The organism is [Clostridium] symbiosum (assembly GCA_036419695.1).
Lineage (GTDB): Bacteria > Bacillota > Clostridia > Lachnospirales > Lachnospiraceae > Otoolea > Otoolea symbiosa_A.
In genome coordinates this window covers 1,935,033-1,959,501 of the sequence record CP143946.1, presented here as the reverse complement: position 1 = coordinate 1,959,501, position 24,469 = coordinate 1,935,033, and the positions used below count along the sequence as shown (strand labels likewise).

Below are 24,469 nucleotides of genomic sequence, written 5' to 3'. Positions count from 1 at the left end.
GGTACTGCCCCGTCCGTCATCTTCAGAGGCTGATTGTCTCTTGTTTCCCGCAGGAACTTTTTCTGCCCGGATTCCCCACCCGCGACAACCTACAGCCCGGGACTGAAGACTCACCCCATCCCCTCACAATTCCGCCCCCAGCCGTCCCGGCGGCGTTCGCCTTCCTGCAAAATTCCCTCCCCTTAAACTGTATTTTTTACAAGATGACAAATCACCGCTTCCCGCCTTTCCCAGCACATAAGATGAACATAGCCAATTATGGATAATATGCAACAAAAGCGGTTCAGTATTTAATGTAGTGGGAGGTATAGATACCTTGATTACTTATGATAAATTATGGAAAACCATGAAAGAAAAAAAGATAACTCAATACCGTCTGATTAAGTACTATGGATTCAGCGCCGGGCAGATTGGACGGCTGAAAAAGAATATGTATGTATCCACCCATACAATCGAGACGCTCTGCAGCATTCTGGATTGCAGGGTGGAAGATATATTTGAATACAGGCCGGATGACGCCTTATGTGGGCCGTCCCCCGTGTCTTCTGACCGAGACTCGTTCACGGCTCTGGAAAATTCCGAACCGAAACTGCCTTAGGATTTTTTCAGGCTGCCTTCTCCGCATACGCAGATCCCAGCTTCTTTCAAAAGTCGGACTGTCATTCCGTCACCCGGGATTAATTTCTTTGCAAAGTTCCCGTCGTAGATGAAACCGCTGCCGCAGGACGGGCTCCTGTCTTTCAGGACTGCCCTCCGGCAGTTTTTTTCCTGTGCAATTTTAAGCGTCTCTTCGGCGCCTTTTATGTATTCCCCGGTCACGTCGCGGCCGTCCTCCGTGACTACCCTGTCCTCCCTGATCTCGGCGGGCGTGCGGGGTGTTGGAAGTCCCCCCAGCACCTCCGGGCAGACGGGAACGATTTCCGCTCCCGTGCTCTTTAAAAAATCCACTACGTCCTGGCAGTAATTGGACTCACCACTGTACTTGCACTTTTCTCCCAGCAGACAGGCGCTTACCAGAATCGTCTCCATTCTCATTTCCCGCTGCTCTCTTCCTATATCCCTGCACATATCGGCTCTTCTCCTTCTCCGGGCCTTCTCCGGCCCACTCCGTCATAAGACTGCAAACTGACTGTTATAGAGTTCAAAGTAAAATCCCTTCTGCTCAAGCAGTTCTTCGTGATTGCCCTGCTCGATAATCCGGCCGTCTCTCATAACCAGAATGATGTCGGCCTCCCGGATCGTGGAAAGGCGGTGGGCCACAATAAAGCTTGTCCTGCCCTCCATCATTCTTGCAAATGCCTCCTGAATCATAATCTCCGTCCTCGTATCAATCGAGGAGGTCGCCTCGTCGAGAATCAGCATCGGAGGCAGGCAGAGCATGACACGGGCGATGCAGAGAAGCTGTTTCTGTCCCTGGGACAGATTGCCGCCGTCCTCGGAGATGACCGTATCATAGCCCGCAGGCATACGCATGATAAAGCCGTGGGCATGGGCTTTCACGGCCGCCTCCCGTATCTCCTCCTCCGTGGCATCCGGTTTCCCGTAGGAGATGTTGTCGCGGATGGAGGCGGATTTTAGCCACGTCTCCTGAAGCACCATGCCGTAACCGGCCCGCAAACTCTCCCGTGTCATATCCCGGATATCGGTACCGTCCACGCGGATGGCCCCCTGTTCCACGTCATAGAAGCGCATCAGAAGATTGATTACCGTACTCTTGCCGCAGCCGGTCGGGCCCACAATCGCTATCCTCTGGCCCGGATTTACAGTCAGGTTTAAATCCTCAATCAGGCTGATCTCGGGATTGTAGGAGAAGGAAACATGGTCGATGGCGACCTTTCCCTCCACATGCTCCGGATTCTTCGCGTCTTCTTTGTCCGGAGCCAGCGGCTCCTCGTCGATCAGCTCGAAAACACGGGCCGCTGAGGCGAGGGCATTCTGGAATTCCGTAGCCACGCCCGTGATCTCATTAAACGGCTTTGTATACTGGTTTGCATAATTTAAAAATGAAGTAAGCTGTCCCACGGTCAGCACTCCCCGGATTGCCGCATAGGCTCCGGCCACCCCGACGCTGGCATAGACAATGCCGTTGACAAACCGCGTCGCCGGGTTGGTGATGGAGGAAAAGAACGTGGCCTTCAGGCTGCAGTCCGCCAGTTTGTCGTTGATCACGGCAAAACGCCTGGACGCCTCCTCCTCGTAGCTGAATGCCTGGACCACCTTTTCATTGTCCAGAATCTCATTAATCAGGGATGTAATCTCCCCTCTGGCCTCCGACTGGGCCCTGAACATATAGAAGGTCTTTTTCGCGATAAAACTGGCCACAAACAGGGAAACCGGCGTCAGCACCACAACGATCGCCGCAATAAGCGGGTTGATATAAAACATGAACGCCAGGGTTCCCGCTATGGTGAGCAGTCCGCTGAAGAGCTGGGTGAATCCCATCAGTAAGCCGTCGGAAAACTGGTCTATGTCCGTGATGACACGGCTGAGAACTTCGCCGTACTGGTGGCTGTCCACATATTTCAGCGGCAGTTCCTGTATCTTTTCAAATGCACGTATCCTCATATCCTTTACAACACGGTATGTGATATGGTTGTTAATGACGTTCATAAGCCACTGTGCAAGGGCGGTGATGAGAATTGCGGCCGCCATTGTCTTCAGTATGGCGAACAGTCCCGGGAAATTGACCTCCCCGCTGCCGATTACAAGATCCACGGCTTTTCCGATCAGGATCGGGATATAGAGGGTCAGCGCCACCGTGATTCCTGCCAGAATCAGGGACAGAAGAACCATCCATTTGTAATGCCCGATATCCTGGAGCACGCGCTTCATTGTTGTCTTTTGTTTCAATGTTTTTACTTTCTTCTCCTGCTTGGGCATTACTGGTTCACCTCCTCACCTGAAAGCTGGGACAGGCAGATCTCCCTGTATACGGGACAATTTTCAAACAGCTCCTGATGTTTTCCGATTCCGGCCACCGAGCCTTCCTCTAACACCAGGATTTTATCGGCCTGTTTCACAGTAGTGGCCCGCTGGGAAACGATAAATACGGTCATACCGTCCGTCTTTTCCCGGATTGCCTTCCGCAGCCGCGCATCCGTGGCAAAATCGAGCGCCGAAGCGCTGTCGTCCAGGATCAGGATATCCGGCTTTCTCACCAGCGCCCTGGCGATGGTCAGCCTCTGGCGCTGTCCGCCGGAAAGGTTCTTGCCTCCCTGGAGCAGGTTGGCGTCAAGGCCTCCCTGTTTGCTTTCCACCACATCCTTTGCCTGGGCGATGTCAAGCGCCTCCATAATCTCTTCATCCGTCGCGTCCGCCTTGCCCCACTTCATGTTGTCCCGGATACTGCCGCGGAACAGAACCGCCCTCTGAGGCACGACGCCGATCCGGCCTCTGAGCTCTTTCAGCCCATAATCTTTGACATCCAGGCCGTCAACTCTCACCGTTCCCTTTGTCGCATCATAAAAGCGGGGAATCAGGTTCACCACGGAGGATTTACCGGAACCGGTACCTCCGATGATACCGATCGTCTCCCCCTTCATTGCGTCAAAGTGGATATCACTGAGGGAATCCGCCTTGGCTCCCTGATAGGCAAAACTCACATGGTCAAACGAAACCATCGGGACCGCGGCCGGATTTTTGCCGGACTGCCCTCCGGCCGCTTCTTTTCTTCCGGCCGCCGCGGCGGAAGTTACGTTCTCCTTTTCCGTAATGCTGCTCTTCGTATCAAAAACACTGTTAATCCTGCCCGCGCAGGCAAATGCCTTTGTCATCGTAATAATCAGATTGGCCAGCTTGATAAGCTCCACCAGAATCTGAGACATGTAGTTGACCAGGGCCACCAGCTTGCCCTGCGGGATTGCGCCCGCGTCTACCTGCGTTGCCCCCACATAGATCAGGATCACAATAGCCAGGTTGATGATCACGTAGGTGATCGGGTTTAAAAGGGCGGAAATCTTCCCTACAAAAATCTGGAAGTCAAATAAGAGGCCGCTCTCCGCATAGTAGGCCGCCGTCTCATCCTTCTGACGGTTAAAAGCCCTGACCACCCTGACTCCGGTCAGATTTTCCCTGGTCATCTGAAGGACGCGGTCAAGCTGCTTCTGGACTTTCTTATATAAAGGCATCGTGATAAGCATGATTCCGAACACCACGATGGAGAGCAGCGGTATCGTCACCACAAAAATCATTGCCGATTTGACGTCAATGGTAAACGCCATGATCATGGCGCCGAATACGATAAAAGGCGAGCGCAGAAACAGGCGCAGCGTGAGGTTGACTCCCGACTGTACCTGGTTGACGTCGCTGGTCATTCTCGTAATCAGCGTGGCCGTCCCCTCCGTGTCGATCTCCGTATAAGAAAAATGATTGATATGATCAAACAGCTCTTTTCGAAGCGCAGTTCCGAATCCCACGGCTGCCTTTGCCGCAAAATACTGTGCGGTCAGCGAACATGCGAGGCCGATCACTCCGAGAAGGATCAGAACGCCTCCCATTCTGAGTATATAAGGCAAATCCGCATTTCTGATACCGGTATCGATAATCTTTGCCATGACGAGCGGTACAAAGAGCTCAAAACTGGCCTCCAGCATCTTAAAAAGCGGCGCCATCACCGCCTCGGTCCGATATTTTTTAAGGTATCTCATTAAGCTTTTCATCGGTCATTCCCCTGTCCTGCTTCTTAATTTTTTAAATGATGTCTATTTTATTTATTATGTATCTCACGCCGGTCAACTCATTTTTGCACTTTATTGTAGCATATCGGGAGAGAGGGTTCAAGTTGAAAAAGACCCAAAGAACCTTGAAAAAAGTTCTTTGGGTCTTCCCTGTTGGAGTAGGAACACTAAAACACGTAACGATTCAGTACCTTTATGGTTACCGCTTCGCGATGCACAAAAAGGTGGAAAATACCGTTTTCATCGGCCGTCCCGGCGGTGTCCTGATTCTTTACAACACTATTTTTCGGTACAGGCCTTTACAAATGCCCGGAAGATCGCCTGCTGCTCATCGGAATCATACATCATCTCAGGATGCCACTGAGTCGCCGCTGCGAAACGGCTGCCCGCCATCTCGATCGCCTCGGTTACGCCGTCCGTCGATACGGCGCTGACAACAAAACCGGCGCCCAGGTCTTTGACAGCCTGATGGTGGAAAGAGTTCACCCCTACGGTCTCTTTTCCGAAAATTTCCCTGAGTTTTGTTCCCTCTTTCGTTGTCACGCGGTGGGACACATGATTCATCGGATACATATCATTGAAATGGTGGTTGAATTTTCCCTCAATCTCCAGATCCTGATACAGATTGCCGCCTGCCGCCACATTCAGGATCTGGATTCCGCGGCAGACTCCCAGGATTGCTTTATCGGTCTCATTGAGTATGTACTTTGTCAGCTCCACGTCCTGACGGTCCCTCATCGGCATAATCAGGCCGCAGTAGCTCTTTGCGTCTTCTCCATACTCCTGAGGATTTACATCATGGCCGCCGCTGATGAGGATGCCGTCCATTCTGGACACCATTTCTTTCACCGTCTCCATATCCTGGCAGATGGGAATCATAACCGGCACTCCCCCTGCCTGCTCAATCGAATCAATATAATTTGCCGCCAGAAAATTCCACTTCTGGCCGGTAATTCCCATATGGGACACACTCCCAACCTCATCTCTGTAATCATAGTTGCATGTGATTCCAATCAATGGTTTCATGTTTCTTCCTCCATTTTAAGTTATAATTTAATCATTGTGTGTAACAATTCCGTCGTTTGCATGATAGCTGCCGGTCCAAAAGAACCGCTGTATTATTCGTGATGGCTTGTTCTGATATCTTTTTCTTCCATCTCTTTCCATGGTCCCCATTTTTCTGTTTCCCATCTCTTTGTATCGGAAAAATATTCTTCCGTCAGTTTCTTAACTTCCCCATGGCAGAGGTAAACACCGATCATGTTGAAGAGGATAATCAGGAAAGAGCCAAAGTCTACGTAATTGATAAGGGCGCTGATTCCCACCATGCCGCCGATAAACATCAGGCCAAGGTAAATATATTTTCCCCATACCCCGGCTTTTTCACCAAACAGCTTTACAAGCTGGTCACAGCCGAATAAGGTCTGGGCCACTGCCGTCGTGAAGCAGAACAGGGTCAGTGAAAGGGATACGATAAATCCGCCTGCAACCGGGCCGAGGGCTTTCTGGAAGCCGGCGATGGTCAGTGTTGAAACGGAAGCGTCCGTCTGCCATACGCCTGTTGTCAGGATTACAAAACAGGTAACGCTGCACACGATAATTGTATCAAAGAATACCTCAAAAATCCCCCACATACCCTGCTGTACCGGATGGTTCACATCGGATGCCGAATGTGTGATTGTGGTCACGCCGGTACCGGAGTCATTGGAATAGATACCGCGGCAGACACCCCATCTGATACACATGGCAATCGTTGCCCCGCCGAAACCGCCGACAGCCGCACGGCCTGTAAATGCATACTGGAAAATGGAAATAAATGCGGAAGGAATTTCTTTGTAGTTCACCGCGATTGCGATCAGTCCGCCTACCATATATACAACGCTCATAACAGGAACGATTTTTTCCGTAAAGCTTAAAAGTCTTGTAAGTCCGCCGAGTACGATCAGGGCAGCCGCAATAATCAGCACTGCTGTGGAAACCATACGCGGAATGTGAATTGTTTCAACGGTGTCTACGACAGAACCAATCTGAGCGGATGCCGCAAGGAACAGACAGAACGCACAGCTGATTGCATAGGCGATTCCCATCCATTTCCAACCCGTTGCCTTTGGAAGATAATACTGAGGGCCGCCGAACCATTTTCCATCCTTGTCACGCTGACGGTATTTCATGGCGAGAACCACCTCGCTGTATTTAACGACACAGGCAAACAGACCGGTCAGCCAGAGCCAGAATACGCCTCCCGGGCCGCCGTAGCCAATGGCAATCGCCGTACCTACGATGTTTCCGGCGCCCAGTGTCGAAGCAAGCGCTCCCGTTACCGCCTTATATCCTGAAATTTTATTGCTGTCTTTGCTTTTTTCATCACCCTTAAATGCTTTTACAATTGTATTTTTAAGTACAAATCCAAGCTTTCTAAACTGTATAAATTTGTATCTGAATGATAGAAAGATGCCTCCGCCTACCAGCCAGATTAACATTGGATATCCCCACACCCAGTTTGTAAACGCTAAGATCGGATTGTTCATGATACTTCCTCCTTCGTTGATTAGACTTTTTCATTCATTTACTTTTACCATTCCCGGGGTTCAGTAATTGTATGTCTAAACGATAACATGATGGGAAAACTCCATGTCAATCCGTATTTTTCTGTAATTTTTACACAAACTTAACGTTTACACCCTGTTTTTTATAATTTCTTTACGTTTTGCCAGTAAAAGAGGAGTTGACTCAAACATTTCAGCCAACACGATGCCGATCAGGCCCGCCGTCAGTTTACCGGCCACCATCGGAATCACCGCGTCGGGACGGACAGCGGAGATGTATCCCATCAGATCGCCGAGCGCCGCCGTCGCCGGAACGCTGAATGCCATGGCAACCACTTTCCCTTTTTTGTCCATATCTTTGATCATGTCGAACATAGGAAGCGAATTTGCCATTGAGGCAAGGATGCCGGCCACCGAGACACCGTTGATTCCAAGGAGCTTTGCCGCCCCCTGAAGCACCGGCGCCAGACATCGGTTTAACACGCTGACAAATGGGTAGGCTCCGGCCAGGGTCACACCGATAATCCCCACGGTCTTAAGCTGTTCTCCCAGCGGATCCATGCCGGGTATCACGACAATCCCAAGCATTTCTTCCAAAGAGGCGAACATCAGCGAAAGGACACAGACACATTTTAGCAGTTCCCCGAAGACCTTAAAGCAGGAAAGGGTCCGATCCGGCAGGACCGTGAGGAAAAAGGCCAAAATTGCGGAGATGAAAATCGCCGGAACCGAATTGGCCAGAATCATACGGCCCGGAATCCCGGCCACCACGGCTCCGGTGATTAATCCGAACGGAATCGCAATAATACCAAGCACAATCCCTTTTGAGATGGCCCTCCTGTCCTCCTCGCGGCAGACACTGAGTGAAACCGGGATTGTAAAAACAATCGTGGCCCCCATCATTGAGCTCAGAAGAACGCCGGAAAGAATCTGAATTGACTCGTTGTCCGTCATGGCCGCAGCCAGGGGGTATCCTCCCATGTCCGTGGAAAACAGGATACCGGACACCATCGCCGGATCCGCCCCCAGCTTCACAAACAGCGGCGTTGAAAAAGGAGCCAGGAACTTCCCAACCACAGGGGCAATACACATGATTCCGGCCATTGCCATGGTCAGGGAACCGACCGCATGAAACCCTTTTTCAAATTCTCCGGCCAGTCCCAGTTTTCCGCGGAGCAATGCTTTATCGATTGCCCCTGCCGCAAGGAACGCCATCATAACTACCGTAAGCATCTTTCCCATACTTTTCCTCTCTTTCCTCCATCCTGTCACCGAAATTTAGTTTTTCTCATCCTACAACCTGAAGTCCGATCCATGTCAATCCCCATTGTACAGGAAAAAGAGAGAAAAGGTGGAGTGCACTCCATCTTTTCTCTCTTTTATCGATCATGGCGCTAATCCACGCGCCAGGTGCTCAGATTACCGTTTTGCTTCATAACAGTACATGGTGAGTGGCTCTCCGTCCAAATGACAGATATACATATGGTGATCTTCCGTTTTCATCACTTTTCCTATCTCGGTTTCGGACAGCTTATATCCACAGTTCTTGTATCCTTCCCTCAGGGCTTCAATATCTGCCAGTTTTTTATTTCCCTCCGGATAGCGTTCAATCAAAAGCCGCCTGCTCTTTGCTTCCGGTGCAAATCCCTGAAATACCCCCAGCACCGTTCCGTCCGGCTTCAGCAGATGATGAATGTCTTCCAGTTGGGTCTGTTTATGATAGAAGGAATATTCATTTTCCCCGAAGAAACTCAGGAAAAGGTCGACGCAGCCGTCCTGGATGGGCGGTTTCTCCGAGGCATCCGCTATGTAGAGGATATCCATTCCGGGATACAGCTGTTCGAACAGTTCTTTATAGGCGGCCAGAACCTCCTGGTATTTGTCGATAATGATGTAAATACAGTTTTTTGGCATCTGGTGGAGATAATTATAGGTAAAGAAAAATCCGTTAATATTGGCTTCCAGGATCACCCTGCCATCCCAGTCCCGCTCATCCAGCCGTTCGATCAGTATGTCGGTGCATTTCTGGGTGTAAATTTCCCACTTCTCCCCTACCTCGCGGTACAGCTTCCGGTGCAGATCCGGCCAGTCATGCGTACCCTCATAAAGATTCTCCGTCTTGACAATGCCGTCCTCAATCCTGGCGTGATATCCGCAGGAGCAGCTCAGCTCCCCTTCGTAGATGTATTTAAAATTGATCACCGCGTTCTCAATATTCAGGTGCTGGCGGCAGTGAGGACAGACGAGAAGCGGGATTGTGCTGATCGGCACACCCGTTCGGTCACTTTTTTCGGCGTTCTTTCTCTTTTCAAAGTTTTCTATCTCCTCCTCAATCAGGTGAATGCTGTTTTCGATGGTTTTCATCTCCTCCGAAAGACTCTCCTTCTTTGCACCCAAAAGCTCCACGCAATCATCGATGGTGGCCGGTTCAATCATATTGGACATCCTTCTGAGGCAGAGAAACGCCCGGATCTCCTTAATATTAAACCGCATGTCCTTAAGTTTCTGGATATAATGAAAGTCCTCGTATTCCCGTTCCGCAAAGCTCATCTGGCTGCCCTGCATCCTTGGAATCAGGAGTCCGATATTCACATAATAGCGGACCGTGTCTTTCGTGACGTCACACATTTTGGCGAATTCACCTATCTTCATCTGCTGCTCTCCCCATCTTCCGTTCCTGACGGCCATCTCCTCCGGCCGCCAATCTCCTGCTGTCGTTCTCTCCGCCCGGGGACGGAGAGCTTGTTCATATTATTTTATTATACTTGTTCATGGCGGCCTTTTCAATGGGGATTTAGTTGAGATGCGAGGACGCCTCTGTAAGACGGCGGACGGGGTAGTGGGAGGGTGTGGATGAGTCTTCAGTCCCGGTTTGTAGGTTGTGGTGAGGGGGAAGGAGGAGAAAGACTTTCCTGCGGGGACACGCTCCCGCTTGTGAAGCGCACAGCGGATGCTAAGCTCGAAAGGACCTCGCTAAGCACCGGCGGGCTTCAAGGTCTCCCTTCGGAAAGTTTTTCTCCTCCTTCCCCCGGGCAGGTTGTCGACGGGACTGAAGACTCAGGGAAGGTTGTTGCCCCGTCCGCCGGCTTCAGGGCTGATTGTCTCTTTCGTCAAGTAAGGGGAAGGTATTGTCGCGGCCACTATGTAGTCGTGAATTTTTTACCTTATGAAGGTATTCTGGGCTGGATTCAGAGAAAAATCCAAAGCTATATTTAATGATGAATCAAAAAATTCAATGGTTATTCAAGGACAGATAAAGCTTCAAAACTCAGATTCATCAATTTAATACCATACAGGGGGCATTCTCCTGGAATTCGAGAAAATGTAGTGGCAGCGACAATCCCTCCCCCCTTTGAAGGAATAAGAACAAATCAGCGGCCGCAGGCCGGGGTTCGGGATGGCGAAAACCTTCGCGTCTTCAGTCCCGGGCCATAACCTTCCTGTGGGGAATCCGGGAGAAAAAGATTCCGGAGGGAACCTGGGAGTCCATCGGCACTTACCGAGGTTTTTTCGAGGTTAGTGTCCGCTATGTACTCCAAAGAGCGGGGGCGTTTCCCGGAGGAACTTTTTCTGCCCGGATTCTCCACCCGCGACAACCTGCAACCCGGGACTGAAGACTCACAACCTCCCCTCACCATCCCGCCCCCCGACCGTCCCGGCGGCGTTCTCATTCCTCAATTAAATCCCTATTTTCAATTAAATTGCTATTTTTCCGCCTACATGGTAATATTATTAGTATATTTATCTGAACCGATTGGAGACGCTCTATGATTTATTTTATCGTACAGTGCAAGAAAATTTACGATGAATTTGTGAAGGATGAGATTACGGTCTATGCGGCCCAAGCCTCATTCTTTATTGTTCTGTCCTTCTTTCCCTTTATTATGATTCTGCTGACGACCATCCAGTTGATCCCCACGATAACCCAGGGTGACCTGCTGCTGGTGATTTCCAGGCTGTTTCCCGCCAAGGTGTATCCTCTGGTGGAATCGATCGTCACCGATCTGTATACGACGGCCCCGGCAGCCATCCTGTCGGTGACCACTATCGCCACGATCTGGTCGGCTTCCCGCGGAATGCTGGGGATTGAGCGCGGACTTAACCGGATTATTGACTGCAACAAACGTAGAAATTATGTAATCAGCCGCCTCATCAACTCCGGGTATACCGTTGTCTTTATCCTGGTGTGCATCATGTCCCTTGTGCTGATGGTCTTCGGTTCCTCGCTTCAGAAGCTGCTGCTGCGCTATCTGCCGATCCTCAACCGGATCGCCCCTTATCTGCTCAGCCTGCGCGCCCTGATTGCTTTGGCTATCCTGATTATCTTCTTCATGGCGCTTTATACCTTCCTTCCCTATGAGAAGCAGACACTCCGCCACCAGCTTCCCGGCGCCCTGTTCTCCACGGGCGGATGGATTGTGTGTTCCTACGGATTTTCCATCTATTTTAATCATTTTAAGAGATTTTCTTATATGTACGGAAGCCTTGCCGCCGTTGTGATTCTGATGCTGTGGCTCTACTTCTGTATCTGTATCCTCTTTCTGGGTGCGGAGGTTAACCGGCATATGAAATTCAGCAGAAAACAGAAGGACAGATAAAGGGCCAGGCGCCGGATCCGGCGCAGCGCTTTATCTACATAATCTGCCGTCGGTTTTTTCCCTGGCATCCGTCCCCTTATAAACGATTTAACCCCTGAAACAGTAAATAATCTAATACCTCCTAAATAGACAAGGGAAAGAACCAAAGTCTGTTCAGGAGGTATCTTAATATTACTGCTCCAGGGGTTTCTTCACAAATATCGTGTTCTGCGCTGCTATTTTGCTCCGTATTTCTCACGCAGGTATTCGATATAATACTTCAGGCTGAAATCTTCGCCCGTCACATCCTTCAGGATCTGCCTGCTGTTTTTCAGTTTGCCGTACTGGTGGATTCTGTCCCTGAGGTATTTCCTGATCTCCTCAAGCTTGCCCTCCCTGAGCAGTTCCTCCACGTCCATCTCCTGCTTCATGGTATGGTAGATCTGCGCGCCGAAAGCGCTTCCCAGGGCATAGGACGGGAAGTAACCGAAAGAACCCTGTGACCAGTGAATATCCTGAAGGATTCCCTCCGCGTCGTTTTCCGGGCGGACTCCAAGGTATTCTTCATATTTTTTGTTCCAGATTTCCGGCAGCTTCTCTATCTCCACGTTGTCCTCGATGATCATCTTTTCAATCTCATAACGCACCAGGACATGGAGGGCATAGGAAAGCTCATCCGCCTCGGTTCTTATCAGACCCGGGATTGTCTTATTCACTGCATTGATAAAGGCATCCAGGCTTACGCTCTTTAACGGAACTCCGAACATGTCTGCCACCGTATCATAAATTGGCTCCCAGAATGCTTTGTTCCTGCCGATGATATTTTCAAAGAAACGTGACTGGCACTCATGCATTCCCATTGAGGCTCCCTGACCCACGAGGGTCTGCGTCAGATCGTCACGGATTCCGAGCTCGTAGAGGGCATGGCCTGTTTCATGGATGACGGAAAAGATGGAGGAATCGATCTTATCGCCGTAATGGGTCGTAATCCTCACATCGTGATTGTGCAGGTTTGTCGTAAACGGATGGGCGCTGACGGCCAGGACTCCTCTGTCAAAATCGAGTCCCACATATTCGGCCAGGAAATGCGCCACTTCCTCCTGTGTCTGCACGGGATACTCGGCCGTCAGGAAACTGTCGTCCACTTTTTTGGAACGCTCCGCAGCATCGTGCAGCATCGGGACAATGTTCTTTTTCAGCTCGTCAAAAAACTGGTCCAGGTTTTCCATATCAAAACCTTTTTCAAAGGAATCCAGCATTACATCATAGAGCTTTTGCCCCTCTTTAGCGCGGTAGGAGGCAAATTTTTTCTGATAATCCACGATTTCTTTCAGAATCGGGGCAAATTTCTTGAAGTCTTTCTCTTTTTTGGCCTCGGCCCAGACCCTGGTGGCTTTGGAGGTCAGCTCCGTGAACTCGCGGTATTCCTTCGCAGGGATGCATTCCAGTTTCTCGATCTCATCCGCCGCCTCACGGACAATGGCTTCCTCCGTCTCTGTGAGTCCGCTCTCTTTCCCGCAGGCTTCCACCAGTTTCTTTACGTCCTCCGATGTCATGATTTCCATATACTGCTCCGACAGGGAACCAATTACCCTCGAAGTATAAGGTGCAGCTTCCTTCGGGGCCAGAGTCTCATTATCCCACTCAAACATTACCATAGAAGCCTGGATTGCCATGGCCTTTTCCAGGTATCCACTTAATTTCTCAAATGTTTCACTCATATCTTCTGTCTCCTTTGTTAAAACTGATTATAGACTTGTTATTAAGATTAGCATATTTTCAAGAAAAAGAACAGGTAATTAATAGCAGTAGTAATGCCACTTTGTTTTCACATAAACGCCTTTTCCCTGTCTCCCGCCGGACTGCCAGATGACATTGGCGGGGAGGACGCTGCCGTTCTCCAGAAGCGATTTTGCATTGGCCCAGTTTCGGTCGGTCGGCTCTCTGTAATAATTGCCGTCCCTGGTGCAGGAATACTGGCCTTTCTGGAAGACAACTCCTTTAACCGAGTTTGGGAACGAAGGATGGCTTCTTCTGTTTAAAACAACGGAACCGACGTATAACTGCTCCTGATCCGGGCAGCTCTGGCATTCACCTGCCAGCACATGGGCCATCACATAGAGGTCTTCTTCCGTGTAGGAAGCAACCGGCTGGGCCAGCGCCTCATCCGCCCCTTCCGTCTGCGTTTCTTCTGCCGGCTGGGCTGCAGTCTGCTCTCCCTGCGCCGTTCCGGCCTGGGCTGCGGCATCGGCGGACGCATCTGCGTTTACTGCGGTTTGCGTTTCATCCGCAAGAGCCTCCGAAGCCGGTCCATGGGCTTCCGTCACAACGGCCGCCTGTTCCTGGCCCGCTGCATCACCTTCTGCTGCAAACAGCGCTCCCGGAGCCATGTACAAAAGTGTAATTACCGGTAATATGCATAATATCTTTTTAATCATAATCCTCCTTAAAAAATAAGTTTCAGTTTCTTTACCAATATATGACGATTCGATTAAAAATATATTTATTTTGTCCAAACTTCCGATAAGTATTTGTTTATACAGAGGAATAGGAATGGGTTACTGTTCACAGGCAGTATTCCGCAAGGTGTTTTTTGTGAGTGGAGCAAAGCGAAAGTCACAAACAGCGGGCCCCCTTGGGTCAAACCCGGGGGTTACGGCGCGAAACGGCGCTTTTTGCCGTTTCTGTGCATCGTGAAGCATGTTATTGTTCGCAGCACAGCTTCTTTTAGCTGGGGTGTGAACAGGAACGGGAACGGTATTAAACCCAATAACTTCTTAACAGTCTGTCTTGCATATTGTCGTAAAAAGCGGTATACTTGATGCAATATAAGCTGACACACCAGGAGGAATTGCAATGATTGAGGCAACGAGCTGCGGCGGTGTGGTTATTTTTCGAGGTAAAATTCTGGTTTTATATAAGAATTACAAGAACAAATATGAAGGTTGGGTTTTACCAAAGGGAACTGTAGAACCGGGGGAAGATTACAAGGAAACGGCACTCCGGGAGGTAAAGGAGGAGACAGGCGTATCGGCCTCCATCATTAAATACATCGGTAAGAGCCAGTACACGTTCAACACTCCCCAGGATATGGTGGAGAAAGATGTACACTGGTATCTGATGATGGCTGACAGCTATTACAGTAAACCACAGCGGGAGGAATATTTTATCGACTCCGGATATTATAAATTCTATGAAGCCTACCATCTGCTGAAGTTTTCCAATGAAAAGCAGATACTTGAAAAAGCATACAACGAATATCTGGATTTGAAGAAAAGTAATTTGTGGGGTAATAAGAAATATTTTTGACAACGGATAAACACGGGATAAAAAACGGTCCGGCGCTGAATGAACAACGCCGGACCGTTTTTTTAATGAAGGCAACTCTATCTTTCACGTACTGCTTCTTATTTCAAATTCCTGATATCCCTGTTCCTCCTGAAATACAGGCAGACCACCACTCCGGCAAATCCCAGGATGCAGTAAAGCATTGCCGCGCCGGACCCTTTTCCCGTCCCGAACATCATGACCGCCGGGCTCATCGGCCCCTGAACCTTCATAAAAGGTTCAAACACTTTATCCACCAGCACGCCGCCGAGCAGATAGCCGAGCGGGATGGTAAAAAACTGCAGGGAATTCCTCACCGAATAAACCCTTCCCTGCATCTGAACCGGTATATGGGTCCGAAACAGCACATCCATGTTGGCGTTCATAAACGGGATTGTCAGCCAACCGAGGACTGCCCCGAGACACCATACCGGCACGGTTCTTCCAAATGCCAGGAAGAAATTTTCCGTGCACATGGAAAACAGAAGGGAATCGCAGATCATCCTGACGCGGTTCTTCGGCGCCGGAAGCAGGGATGCAAGGATGCTTCCCGTAAGGCTTGCAATCCCGGTAAAGGTATTGACCAGGCCGAGAGCCGTCTTTCCGCCGCCCGCCCGTGAAAGCAGCATGGCAGGAAGGGCCGCCTCATAAATCGAGGCCAGCAGGTTGATGGCTGCCAGAAAGAGAATCAGGCCGAGGATTCCCCTGTTTTCCCGGAGGAACTTAAGCCCTTCTCCCGCAGATTCCCGGAAGCTCTCCTCTTTTTCTCCCTGTTGACAGGACGTCTCCGGCACTTTGATAAAAAAGGCCAGCGTGATAAAGGCCACGGAAAAACTGATAAAATCGAACAGGATTACCGCATCCATCCCCGCAAACGCCAGGACTGCCGTCGCAATCACCGGAGTCAGGATTGTGACAAGTGAATTCGAAAATGCCCTCAGCCCTCCGACACGCTGGTACTGTTCCTTCGGCGTCAGCAGACTGACCGCAACCTCGGAAGCCGGCTGCTGTACGGAGTTAGCCATACCGTTTACCGCATTAATAAGGTAGAGATGCCATATTTCCAGATTGCCGGTCCTTAAAAGATTCCATACAATCAGGGTCATAACGGCCGCCAGGGTATCACACACGAGCATGGTTCTCTTCTTGTTCCATTTATCGCTGAGAACCCCGGCAAAAATACTTAAAATGACATAGGGCGCATAGGAGCAGACTGCCAGAAACGCCGTAGTAAGCGCCGAGCCCTGCCGCTCATAAGACCATATAATCAGTGCAAAATTCGTCATGGAGCTGCCCAGGGTGGAAAAGGCCTGTGTGCTCCAGAGCGCCAGAAAAGCCCGCAGGCTTTTTAACGCATCTTTTATCTTATCATATCTGTTACTTCTATCATTCTGGTTCATAATGACTTTGCTCCTTTTACCGTAACTGTTTCATATTTTGGATGTAACGGTTCAATCGTTCCTGAACTGTTATGTTCGGTTTAAGTGCAAAGTCCTGCGGACGAATGATTGATACTTATTCATTCCTCCATGCAATCCCGTCCGTTACAAGACTTTGCATGGAGTTCTGTCAATGCAGAGTTTCATCTCATTCCCCTCCCTCGTGTTATAAATCCGTTACTGTTCATCTGTCTTTAACCTGGCACTGCCTGTGCAATAAACCGTAACGGTGATCTGTTTTCCGGCACCAGCCTAAAACAGCATTTCTATAAATAATTTAATAATCAGCACTGCCGCGATGACAAGCATCATCGGGCGGATAAATTTTGCTCCCTTGCGGATTGCCATCCCGGAGCCCACATATCCGCCCAGGATGCCGCATACGGCGACCGGAACCGCATAATTCCAGAGTATCTTACCCGCCAGCAGGTACGACAGGGTCCCGGCCAGCGTAGAGCTGAACACCGCGACCTTGGCATTGCCGGAAGCCTTGGTCAGGTCGTATCGCAGAAGTTTTGTATAGAGAATAATGGCAAGCGTCCCGGAGCCCGGTCCCAGCATGCCGTCGTAGGCACCCATCACTAGTCCTGTAAATACCCAGAAGACAATCTTCTTTGTCCCGGCCACCTCGTCCGAGTGATCCTCCTCCGGGTACTTTTTATTGACCAGGATCAGAACTGCCACGAACGGCAGGGAACCGAGGAGCATTAAACTGAGCGGCCGTTCCGGCATCCAGAGCACAATCCTGGAAGCCAGGACGGAACAGCAAAATGTAACCGCCCCCACAAAAGAGGCCGCCTTTATATCGATCAGGTGGTTTTTTAAATATCTTCCCGCCGACATCGCCGTGCTGATATTACAGCACAGCTTATTGCATGCATATGCATTATGTACCGGCATACCGGTAAAGAGATACGCTGGGAGCGAGAGAAGTCCTCCCCCTCCCGAAATTGCATCCACAAAGCTGGCCAGAAACATAATCGGGCATAAAAACAGCAGTGATGTTACATAGTCCATGATAACTTCTCCATCCTGTACATTTAATATGAGGACACTTCTCCGGTATCATCACCGTTTTCCGGTCCGTCCTCCTTTTCCGGTCCCGTCATCGCTTCCCGGTACCGCTATTTTCCCAAATAGGCATCGAATACGGCCCGTGCAATGGGGGCCGCCACCTTTCCGCCGGAACCTGCCTCCTCCGCGATCACGCTGATTGCGATCTTCGGATTATCGGCCGGGGCGTAGCCCACAAACCAGGAATGCGTCTCTTTTCCCGTCTCAAACTCGGCGGAGCCTGTCTTTCCGGCCGCCGAATAGGACGCTCCGCGGAGCGCGGAACCCGTCCCAAAATCCACCACGCTCTTCATCAGCTCTGCCATCATCTGGGCATCCGTTGCCGACAGCGGGCTGCCGGAGGACGACGGCAGAAACTTTTTCACAGTCTGGCCGCCGACGTTCTCCACATGGTCAACCAGATACGGCTTCATCAATGTTCCGCCGTTGGCAATGGCCGAGACTATCAACAGATTATGCAACGGCGTAATCTGGGTCTTACCCTGTCCGATGGAAGTCTGCAGCTTCTCCCAGTCATCCGCCCCTCCCGTCATCGTAAACGAACTCTGATTGTAAGGCAGGGCGTAGGGCAGGGAGGAATTAAACAGGAGCTGATCCGCAAGCGCATGAAAGCTGTCGGGGTCCAGTGACAGCCCTATCTGTGCAAACGCCCCGTTGCAGGAGTTGGCAAACGCCTGTATCAGGTTCTGCTGCCCATGGGCCTCGCTGTGGTAACACTTGATCGTGTATTCACCGGTCTGGTAAGAACCGTCGCAGTTAAATGTAAAATCCTGCCAGGTGGAAGGATTTTCCCTGATATATTCGAGGGCCGTCACAATCTTAAACGTGGAGCCAGGGGGATAAAGTCCCTGCGTCGCGCGGTTTACGAGCTGAGCCTTGGTATTGCCGGGAGCAATCAGCTCCTGCCACTTTTCATCCACCAGGTTGGCGTTGAAATTCGGCTGGGAGACCATGCAGAGAATCTTGCCTGTATCCGGCTCCATGGCGATCACCGCTCCCCGGTTGCCGCCCAGTGCGTCCGATGCCACCTTCTGCAGATTCAAATCCAGCGTCGTCACCACATTGTCGCCCAGATTTTTTTCGCCGCGCAGCTCATTGATTACCTTCTCAAGCAGGTTGACATGGGACGAAAGCAGGTAAAAATTGGCCAGCGACTCGATTCCCGTCTTTCCGTTCAGCCCGGAATAGCCGACCGAATGCACAAACAGGTAGTCAAAGGGGTAATATCTGGTCTCCGTCCCGTCCTGGGAAACCCTGGTCTCGGCAAGCACCGTCTTGTCACTGCTCATGATGCTCCCTCTGATAATCCGGTCGGCAAACTGGTCAAGCCTTGCATTGTAGGAGCTGCCGATGACATTCTCACTCTTGAACTGGATGAACCAGCCAAGATATCCGGCCATCAGCACAAATACTGCGGAAAAAGCATAGGTGAGCCTCAATATGTTCTTATTGGCCCTGCCCCTGCCATCCCCCGCGTCCTTCCTGAATTTCTTAAAGCCCAGGTCTTTGCGGGTCTTCTTTACCTGGAACCGCTTTCCGGCCCCTACCTCCCGCTTTCCCGGAGCAGATAATTTGTCTTTACCGTTTTTCTTTTTAATCGTTTTATCTTTGCCGGCTCTTTTTTCCCCTGTTTTCTTCTCTTCATTGGAGCTCTGATCACTCAGTTTCATAATCTTCCTCCTCTTCTTCATTTCTCTTCAGGATAAAAAGCCCCTGAATCACGCCAAACAGGATGAACGTACTTAAGATAGAACTGCCTCCGTAGCTGACAAAGGGCAGCGTCACGCCGGTGGACGGGATAAACTTGATAACGCCTCCGATGGTCAGGAATACCTGGACGATATAGACCGTCCCCAGCCCGAATGCGATCAGCTTATAGAAGACAGCCTGCATTTTCGTGGCAATCAGCATAAACTGTAAAAAGCAGCCCAGACAGATCAGGATAATGCAGAGCGCAAAGATGCCTCCCAGCTCCTCCGATATGGCGGCGAAGATAAAGTCCTTCTCCACGACTGGGATCTTTTTGGGCATGCCCTGGTAAAGCCCCATGCCAAACCAGCCGCCCGTGCCGATGGCAAACAGCGCCTGGGTGACCTGATATCCCTTCCCCGCAATGTCATTCCAGGGATTCTGCCAGGCCTCCACACGCACGCGCACATGGGAAAACATCTTATAGGCAGCCATTGCCGCCACCGCCCCACAGCCTGCGCCGGCCCCCAGATAGAACCAGTTGGACGTGGCGATGAAAAGCATCAGAAGATATGTCACAAAAAAGATGAGGGCGCTGCCCAAATCCTTTGAAAGCACCAGGATCAGGACGTGAGCCGCGGCCACCGCCGTCGTAATCACTATCGTCCTGAAATCGGTGGACCGGTAAAACATCGTTGCCACAAAGAAAACAAAACTGATTTTTACAAATTCCGAAGGCTGGAAAGAAAAGCCCCCGATACTGATGGCGAGCTGCGCCCCGTAGCTGGTACTTCCCAGGATGCAGACCGTAAGGAGAAGCAGCAGGCCAATGGTTCCGTAAACCCATGGAATCTTTGACAACTGCCACGTCCTGTCGATGATAAAAGGGATAATCATCGTAATCACAGCGGCTATGGCCACGATGACAAACTGCCTGACCGCCCTGTCGAAGGAAATCCTGGTCAGCATGATGAAGCTGACACACAGGAGCATACACGTATTATTGAGCAGCAGCCTGGACAGATTATGGTAAAACATCCTGTAAAAGACCTGATACAGCAGGAAAAATAAAAGCTGGGCGCCGAAAAACATCAGCGTCCTCTCATCCTCCGTCCGCAGATAAATCACCGTATATGCCAGGACATGGATAAAAAACAGAGCCACATTCTGAAGCCTGCATACCCTGTTCCTGGAATAATCATCCCTCATTGCAAAAAACCGGAAATTATAGTATGTGTAAATTGCTATCAGCAGTATCATCAGATACTTTGATAATGTTGTAACAAGATTAATCACATTCTCACCTATTCAATCCCTCGTTTAAAATGGCCTCTCGTAAAATCTCCCTTAAGATCCGTCTCTCTCCCTTCCAGGAAACAGCCGGAAAAAGCCTCGATCACAGTCCGTATTTCTTCCCGGCTCTCGGTGGTGAAATTCAGTCTCAGGCTCTCTGGTCCCAGCCGTTCTATAATCTTCCTGTCCTTTAATAGAGACAGGGGGCTGGAATTATAAATTGTATTATAGCAGAAACGGCAGTGATTCTTTACCGGGAATTCCTTGCCCATTCTGTCCTTCAGGGACAGAAGCTCCGGCTTCTTCGTACAGGCCGCCACCGTCTTCTTCATGCATTGGGCCGTCACCATCATCGGAAGACGCCCGTAGACAATCAGCTCGCCGCCGCGGCATCCCTTTTCCTCCAGTTCCCTGCTGTTAAGCTCCACTGGAAGCGTAAAACGGAACCGAAATCCGGACGCCATCCGCGCTGTCATCTTCTCGGCTTCCCTGTTCATCGTATAAATCCCGTAGTCCATGAGAATGGTAAGCTCCTTCAGAGCCGGGAATTCTTCCGACCATCCGCGGATGAGCCCGATTTCCTCCCACGCCCTGATGACCACACCGTCAAAGCCCGCAAAAAGAAAGGCGTCCCTGTTTTCTTCAAAGAAACGGGAAGCTTCCTCCCTGAAAATGTGGGGCAGCATGAGGTAACAGCGTTTGCCTGCCCGGTGGCAGTGCTCGGCTGCCTTCTTCCAGGATGCGGCGTCAAAACCGGCGCTGTCCAGGTAAATGCCGTCTACGCCCTTCTCCTGCAGGACCGTTTCAAAGGATTCCGGCTCCTCCAAGGATACCGTGAGACGGCAGGGAGTATTCTCCCCGCCTGTTCCGTTCTCATTTGACGGGCATTCACAGGCCGCGCTCCCGACGGAACCCCTTCTGAACGGAGCCAGTATTTTTTCTTCCAGTTCCGTAAAAGCCTGTCTTCTCAATTCGTTCAGCTCCTGGATCGGCACAAAGGGGTTTCCCGCCATTTCCACCTTCAAGTCATCAAAATAAAACGGCGTATTTCCCGTCTTTCCGATCTGCTTTGCGATTCTCTCCTCCGTGGCCGGCTGGTTCTTCGCCGGTTCGACCACGCCGCCCGAAACGGTGACGATTATGCTTTCGCTCTCCTGTGCCTCCCTCATTCTCCGGTTGCAGGTCAGTGTGAGGGACAGCGGTTCGCCTTCCCTGACAACGGCTGATCCGGCGACGGGCTCCCTGACGACAGCCTCCACATAGGTCTGGTCCAGATACTGGTACAGTTCCCTGTTCTCCTCGCGGAAAGCCGGTTTTTCCTTCATCACGACCATATCACGGCCGTTGTGCTGCCTGTAATATCCCTCGGTCTGGCCTCCACGGTCAAAGAGATCCAGGAGTTTTTTCCTGTCCGCCGCGTCAACGCGGTAGCCTTCCCTGCCCTTCTCCAGATAGAGGTCTGCATATTTTCTGTATATGCTTACCACGCCCGCCGTATAGCGCGGACTCTTCATCCTCCCTTCGATTTTCATCGAATAGACGCCTGCCTCAATCAAATCCGGCAGAATATCCAGGGTACAGAGGTCTTTCAGGCTCAGCACGTAACGCTCGTCTTTATTATTTAACGTCTTTCCTTCCTGTTTCACATCAAAGGGAAGGCGGCAGGTCTGGGCGCATCTGCCCCGGTTGCCGCTGCGGCCGCCGATCAGGCTGCTGAACAGGCACTGACCGGAATAACAGTAGCACAGCGCCCCGTGTACAAAGCTCTCGATCTCGGCTCCCGTTTTATCATAGATCTCCTTTATCTCCCGCAGGGACAGCTCCCTTGCCGTAACAATCCGGGTGGCTCCCAGCTTCATCATCAGCTCGGCTCCCAGCGGGCCGGTTATCGTCATCTGGGTGCTGGCATGAACCGGTAGATCCGGAAAATGCTCCCTGATATAGGAGAAAACCCCCATATCCTGGACAATCACCGCATCCAGCCCCTGTCTGTAGTAAGGCTCCAGATAATCGTATAAACCATCCAGCTCCTTCTCCTTTACCAGTGTGTTTACCGTCATATAGAGCCGGCAGCCATGCAGATGTACATAGTCGATTGCCTCCAGCATCCTGCCTTCGTCGGGATTATCGGCATAAGCCCTGGCGCCAAAACGGCTGCCCCCGATATAAACGGCATCCGCACCGGCCGCCACGGCCGCCTTCATACTTTCAAATGACCCGGCCGGAGCCAGAATCTCTACTTTTTTCTTCATCATTGCAAACTCCATTCTCTAAAAAGCGACAGGCTGATGTACCGCAAAGCCCTCTCAGGATTCTACGTTTCCATCAGCCCTCTTTTATCTGTGAATGTGCTCGGCCGCTCCGCTCCGCGGCTTCGCTACTCCGCCTTCTGCTCCTGCTTATCGTCCCTGCTGCGGGCGTTCTCCAGAGCTTCCTGCGTTTTATATTTTTCAAGCTCCACCTTGATTGCCTCCAGCTTCATCTGTGTGCTGACCAGCTCATGTTTCAGGCGGTACGTCTCCTTCTCAAGCTCTTCCTTCTGGGCGGCCAGAAGTCCGGCGTGCTCCCGCTCCTTGAAATAGTCATCGGCAATATTTAAGTATGTCATCACATTCTGATAATCTTCCGGCTGCTTCCTGAAACCGTCCTGTCTCTGCAGGCCGGCAATCTTGTCATTTAAATAGCTGGCAACCTGCTGAAGGTAACTTTCTTCCTCCAGACCACCCAGTGTATATATCTTTCCGGCAATTAAAACGTCTGTATAATTCTTGGAACCCATCTTTTCCATCTTCTCTTTCATTTGTAATTTGGAACCGTTCAATATCCATCAAACAGTTGCTCTAATTTATCTGTTGCTGCAGTCCCAGGTGATGATAGGCGGCTTCCGTCGCTACCCTGCCTCTCGGCGTCCTGTTAATAAATCCATTCATCAGAAGATACGGTTCGTAGACATCCTCAAGGGTCCCGGAATCCTCTCCGAGAGCCGCCGCCAGCGTGTCCAGTCCCACGGGGCCTCCTGAAAATTTCTCAATCATAATCGTCAGGATTGCCCGGTCGTTATTATCCAGGCCCAGTTTATCCACATCCAGGATATCCAGGGCAAAATCCGCTACTTCCTTTGTAATCACCCCGTCATACTTGACCTGGGCAAAATCCCTTACCCGCTTAAGAAGACGGTTGGCGAGCCTTGGCGTACCACGGGAACGTCTCGCAATCTCATAGGCTCCCCGTTCTTCTATCTCCACGTTCATCACTCTCGCGGAACGGAGAATGATGGTCTTTAACTCCTCGGGCATGTAAAAATCCATCTTCTGGACGATACCGAACCTGTCGCGGAGTGGGGCCGTCAGCAGTCCCGCCCGGGTGGTTGCCCCCACCAGCGTAAACTTCGGAAGTTCCAGGCGGATCGAACGGGCGGTTGAATCTTTTCCCAGCATAATATCGATCGCATAATCTTCCATCGCAGGATAGAGAACTTCCTCCACCTGCCGGTTCAGACGGTGAATCTCATCTACAAAAAGGACATCGCCCTCCTGGAGACCGTTCAGTATTGCCGCAATCTCTCCCGGCTTCTCAATCGCCGGTCCGGAGGTCACCTTCATCTTCACACCCATCTCATTGGCGATAATTCCGCATAGTGTCGTCTTGCCGAGACCCGGAGGCCCGTAAAACAGGACATGGTCGAGAGCCTCGCCCCTCGACTTGGCTGCGTCTATGAAAACCTTCAGTGTGGATTTTATCTTTTCCTGGCCAATGTATTCACTCAAATACTGGGGCCGCAGGCTGCTCTCTATGCGCTTGTCCTCTTCCGTAATCTCAGTTGTAATAATTCTCCTGCTCATATTGCA

General features: G+C 50.8%; 19 protein-coding genes. 3 read left to right on the top strand and 16 right to left on the bottom strand.

Translation table 11 applies throughout. The features are described from left to right. Positions 1-316: 316 nt before the first annotated feature. Positions 317-598, top strand: a complete 282-nt coding sequence (locus tag V3C10_09030) for a helix-turn-helix transcriptional regulator (GenBank protein WVP63928.1) — start codon at positions 317-319, stop codon at positions 596-598. Here V3C10_09030 and V3C10_09025 read toward each other — a convergent pair. The 7 genes from V3C10_09025 to V3C10_08995 form a co-directional block, all read right to left on the bottom strand. Continuing rightward, positions 595-1,068: a DUF523 domain-containing protein gene (locus V3C10_09025; GenBank protein ID WVP63927.1), complete on the bottom strand. Its 474-nt coding sequence runs from the start codon at positions 1,066-1,068 to the stop codon at positions 595-597. The two genes, V3C10_09030 and V3C10_09025, sit on opposite strands and share 4 nt — an antisense overlap. Before the next feature lie 42 nt (positions 1,069-1,110). Then, positions 1,111-2,880 (bottom strand): ABC transporter ATP-binding protein, encoded by a 1,770-nt coding sequence (locus V3C10_09020; GenBank protein ID WVP63926.1) that lies wholly within the window; start codon positions 2,878-2,880, stop codon positions 1,111-1,113. Then, positions 2,880-4,658: an ABC transporter ATP-binding protein gene (locus tag V3C10_09015; GenBank protein ID WVP63925.1), complete on the bottom strand. Its 1,779-nt coding sequence runs from the start codon at positions 4,656-4,658 to the stop codon at positions 2,880-2,882. Before V3C10_09015 ends, V3C10_09020 begins: the two co-directional genes overlap by 1 nt. Before the next feature lie 297 nt (positions 4,659-4,955). Continuing rightward, positions 4,956-5,702: a gamma-glutamyl-gamma-aminobutyrate hydrolase family protein gene (locus V3C10_09010; GenBank protein WVP63924.1), complete on the bottom strand. Its 747-nt coding sequence runs from the start codon at positions 5,700-5,702 to the stop codon at positions 4,956-4,958. Between the two features lie 92 nt (positions 5,703-5,794). Further along, positions 5,795-7,204 (bottom strand): amino acid carrier protein, encoded by a 1,410-nt coding sequence (locus tag V3C10_09005; protein ID WVP63923.1) that lies wholly within the window; start codon positions 7,202-7,204, stop codon positions 5,795-5,797. A gap of 147 nt (positions 7,205-7,351) precedes the next feature. Continuing rightward, positions 7,352-8,464, bottom strand: a complete 1,113-nt coding sequence (locus tag V3C10_09000) for an ethanolamine utilization protein EutH (protein WVP63922.1) — start codon at positions 8,462-8,464, stop codon at positions 7,352-7,354. A 177-nt stretch (positions 8,465-8,641) separates the two neighbouring features. Beyond that, positions 8,642-9,874 (bottom strand): MerR family transcriptional regulator, encoded by a 1,233-nt coding sequence (locus tag V3C10_08995; GenBank protein WVP63921.1) that lies wholly within the window; start codon positions 9,872-9,874, stop codon positions 8,642-8,644. 1,115 nt (positions 9,875-10,989) lie between these two features. On the opposite strand from V3C10_08995, the gene V3C10_08990 reads away from it, so the two are divergent. After that, positions 10,990-11,820 carry a YihY/virulence factor BrkB family protein gene (locus V3C10_08990; protein WVP63920.1) on the top strand — a complete coding sequence of 277 codons (831 nt, stop codon included), beginning with the start codon at positions 10,990-10,992 and terminating at the stop codon, positions 11,818-11,820. Between the two features lie 215 nt (positions 11,821-12,035). On the opposite strand, the gene V3C10_08985 is transcribed toward V3C10_08990, so the two are convergent. Next, complete coding sequence (locus V3C10_08985; protein ID WVP63919.1) at positions 12,036-13,520, bottom strand: carboxypeptidase M32; 1,485 nt, start codon at positions 13,518-13,520, stop codon at positions 12,036-12,038. Positions 13,521-13,598: 78 nt separating this feature from the next. Beyond that, entirely contained in the window at positions 13,599-14,237 is a 639-nt protein-coding gene (locus tag V3C10_08980; protein WVP63918.1) for a cell wall hydrolase, read from the bottom strand. Between the two features lie 418 nt (positions 14,238-14,655). On the opposite strand from V3C10_08980, the gene V3C10_08975 reads away from it, so the two are divergent. Next, positions 14,656-15,108 (top strand): NUDIX hydrolase, encoded by a 453-nt coding sequence (locus V3C10_08975; GenBank protein ID WVP63917.1) that lies wholly within the window; start codon positions 14,656-14,658, stop codon positions 15,106-15,108. A 98-nt stretch (positions 15,109-15,206) separates the two neighbouring features. On the opposite strand, the gene V3C10_08970 is transcribed toward V3C10_08975, so the two are convergent. The 7 genes from V3C10_08970 to ruvB form a co-directional block, all read right to left on the bottom strand. Then, a complete protein-coding gene (locus tag V3C10_08970; GenBank protein ID WVP63916.1) occupies positions 15,207-16,526 on the bottom strand; it encodes an MFS transporter in 1,320 nt (439 codons plus the stop codon). A gap of 291 nt (positions 16,527-16,817) precedes the next feature. Continuing rightward, positions 16,818-17,582 carry a TSUP family transporter gene (locus tag V3C10_08965; protein ID WVP63915.1) on the bottom strand — a complete coding sequence of 255 codons (765 nt, stop codon included), beginning with the start codon at positions 17,580-17,582 and terminating at the stop codon, positions 16,818-16,820. A gap of 107 nt (positions 17,583-17,689) precedes the next feature. Then, entirely contained in the window at positions 17,690-19,309 is a 1,620-nt protein-coding gene (locus V3C10_08960) for a penicillin-binding transpeptidase domain-containing protein (GenBank protein WVP63914.1), read from the bottom strand. Then, positions 19,296-20,624, bottom strand: a complete 1,329-nt coding sequence (locus tag V3C10_08955) for an FtsW/RodA/SpoVE family cell cycle protein (GenBank protein ID WVP63913.1) — start codon at positions 20,622-20,624, stop codon at positions 19,296-19,298. Before V3C10_08955 ends, V3C10_08960 begins: the two co-directional genes overlap by 14 nt. An 8-nt stretch (positions 20,625-20,632) precedes the next feature. After that, positions 20,633-22,876: a U32 family peptidase gene (locus tag V3C10_08950; GenBank protein ID WVP63912.1), complete on the bottom strand. Its 2,244-nt coding sequence runs from the start codon at positions 22,874-22,876 to the stop codon at positions 20,633-20,635. Between the two features lie 122 nt (positions 22,877-22,998). Then, the gene (locus V3C10_08945; protein WVP63911.1) at positions 22,999-23,400 is read right to left on the bottom strand and encodes a cell division protein ZapA; all 402 of its coding nucleotides are present in this window, start codon (positions 23,398-23,400) and stop codon (positions 22,999-23,001) included. 61 nt (positions 23,401-23,461) lie between these two features. Next, on the bottom strand, positions 23,462-24,463 hold the full coding sequence (ruvB, locus tag V3C10_08940) for a Holliday junction branch migration DNA helicase RuvB (protein ID WVP63910.1): 1,002 nt from the start codon (positions 24,461-24,463) through the stop codon (positions 23,462-23,464). Positions 24,464-24,469 lie beyond the last annotated feature (6 nt).

What these genes read in the sequence shown, in the direction of transcription:
- V3C10_09025 (WVP63927.1), bottom strand. Translation starts at nt 1,068, where the DNA reads ATGTGCAGGGATATAGGAAGAGAGCAGCGGGAAATGAGAATGGAGACG.
- V3C10_09020 (WVP63926.1), bottom strand. Translation starts at nt 2,880, where the DNA reads ATGCCCAAGCAGGAGAAGAAAGTAAAAACATTGAAACAAAAGACAACA.
- V3C10_09015 (WVP63925.1), bottom strand. Translation starts at nt 4,658, where the DNA reads ATGAAAAGCTTAATGAGATACCTTAAAAAATATCGGACCGAGGCGGTG.
- V3C10_09010 (WVP63924.1), bottom strand. Translation starts at nt 5,702, where the DNA reads ATGAAACCATTGATTGGAATCACATGCAACTATGATTACAGAGATGAG.
- V3C10_09005 (WVP63923.1), bottom strand. Translation starts at nt 7,204, where the DNA reads ATGAACAATCCGATCTTAGCGTTTACAAACTGGGTGTGGGGATATCCA.
- V3C10_09000 (WVP63922.1), bottom strand. Translation starts at nt 8,464, where the DNA reads ATGGGAAAGATGCTTACGGTAGTTATGATGGCGTTCCTTGCGGCAGGG.
- V3C10_08995 (WVP63921.1), bottom strand. Translation starts at nt 9,874, where the DNA reads ATGAAGATAGGTGAATTCGCCAAAATGTGTGACGTCACGAAAGACACG.
- V3C10_08990 (WVP63920.1), top strand. Translation starts at nt 10,990, where the DNA reads ATGATTTATTTTATCGTACAGTGCAAGAAAATTTACGATGAATTTGTG.
- V3C10_08985 (WVP63919.1), bottom strand. Translation starts at nt 13,520, where the DNA reads ATGAGTGAAACATTTGAGAAATTAAGTGGATACCTGGAAAAGGCCATG.
- V3C10_08980 (WVP63918.1), bottom strand. Translation starts at nt 14,237, where the DNA reads ATGATTAAAAAGATATTATGCATATTACCGGTAATTACACTTTTGTAC.
- V3C10_08975 (WVP63917.1), top strand. Translation starts at nt 14,656, where the DNA reads ATGATTGAGGCAACGAGCTGCGGCGGTGTGGTTATTTTTCGAGGTAAA.
- V3C10_08970 (WVP63916.1), bottom strand. Translation starts at nt 16,526, where the DNA reads ATGAACCAGAATGATAGAAGTAACAGATATGATAAGATAAAAGATGCG.
- V3C10_08965 (WVP63915.1), bottom strand. Translation starts at nt 17,582, where the DNA reads ATGGACTATGTAACATCACTGCTGTTTTTATGCCCGATTATGTTTCTG.
- V3C10_08960 (WVP63914.1), bottom strand. Translation starts at nt 19,309, where the DNA reads ATGAAACTGAGTGATCAGAGCTCCAATGAAGAGAAGAAAACAGGGGAA.
- V3C10_08950 (WVP63912.1), bottom strand. Translation starts at nt 22,876, where the DNA reads ATGATGAAGAAAAAAGTAGAGATTCTGGCTCCGGCCGGGTCATTTGAA.
- V3C10_08945 (WVP63911.1), bottom strand. Translation starts at nt 23,400, where the DNA reads ATGGGTTCCAAGAATTATACAGACGTTTTAATTGCCGGAAAGATATAT.
- ruvB (WVP63910.1), bottom strand. Translation starts at nt 24,463, where the DNA reads ATGAGCAGGAGAATTATTACAACTGAGATTACGGAAGAGGACAAGCGC.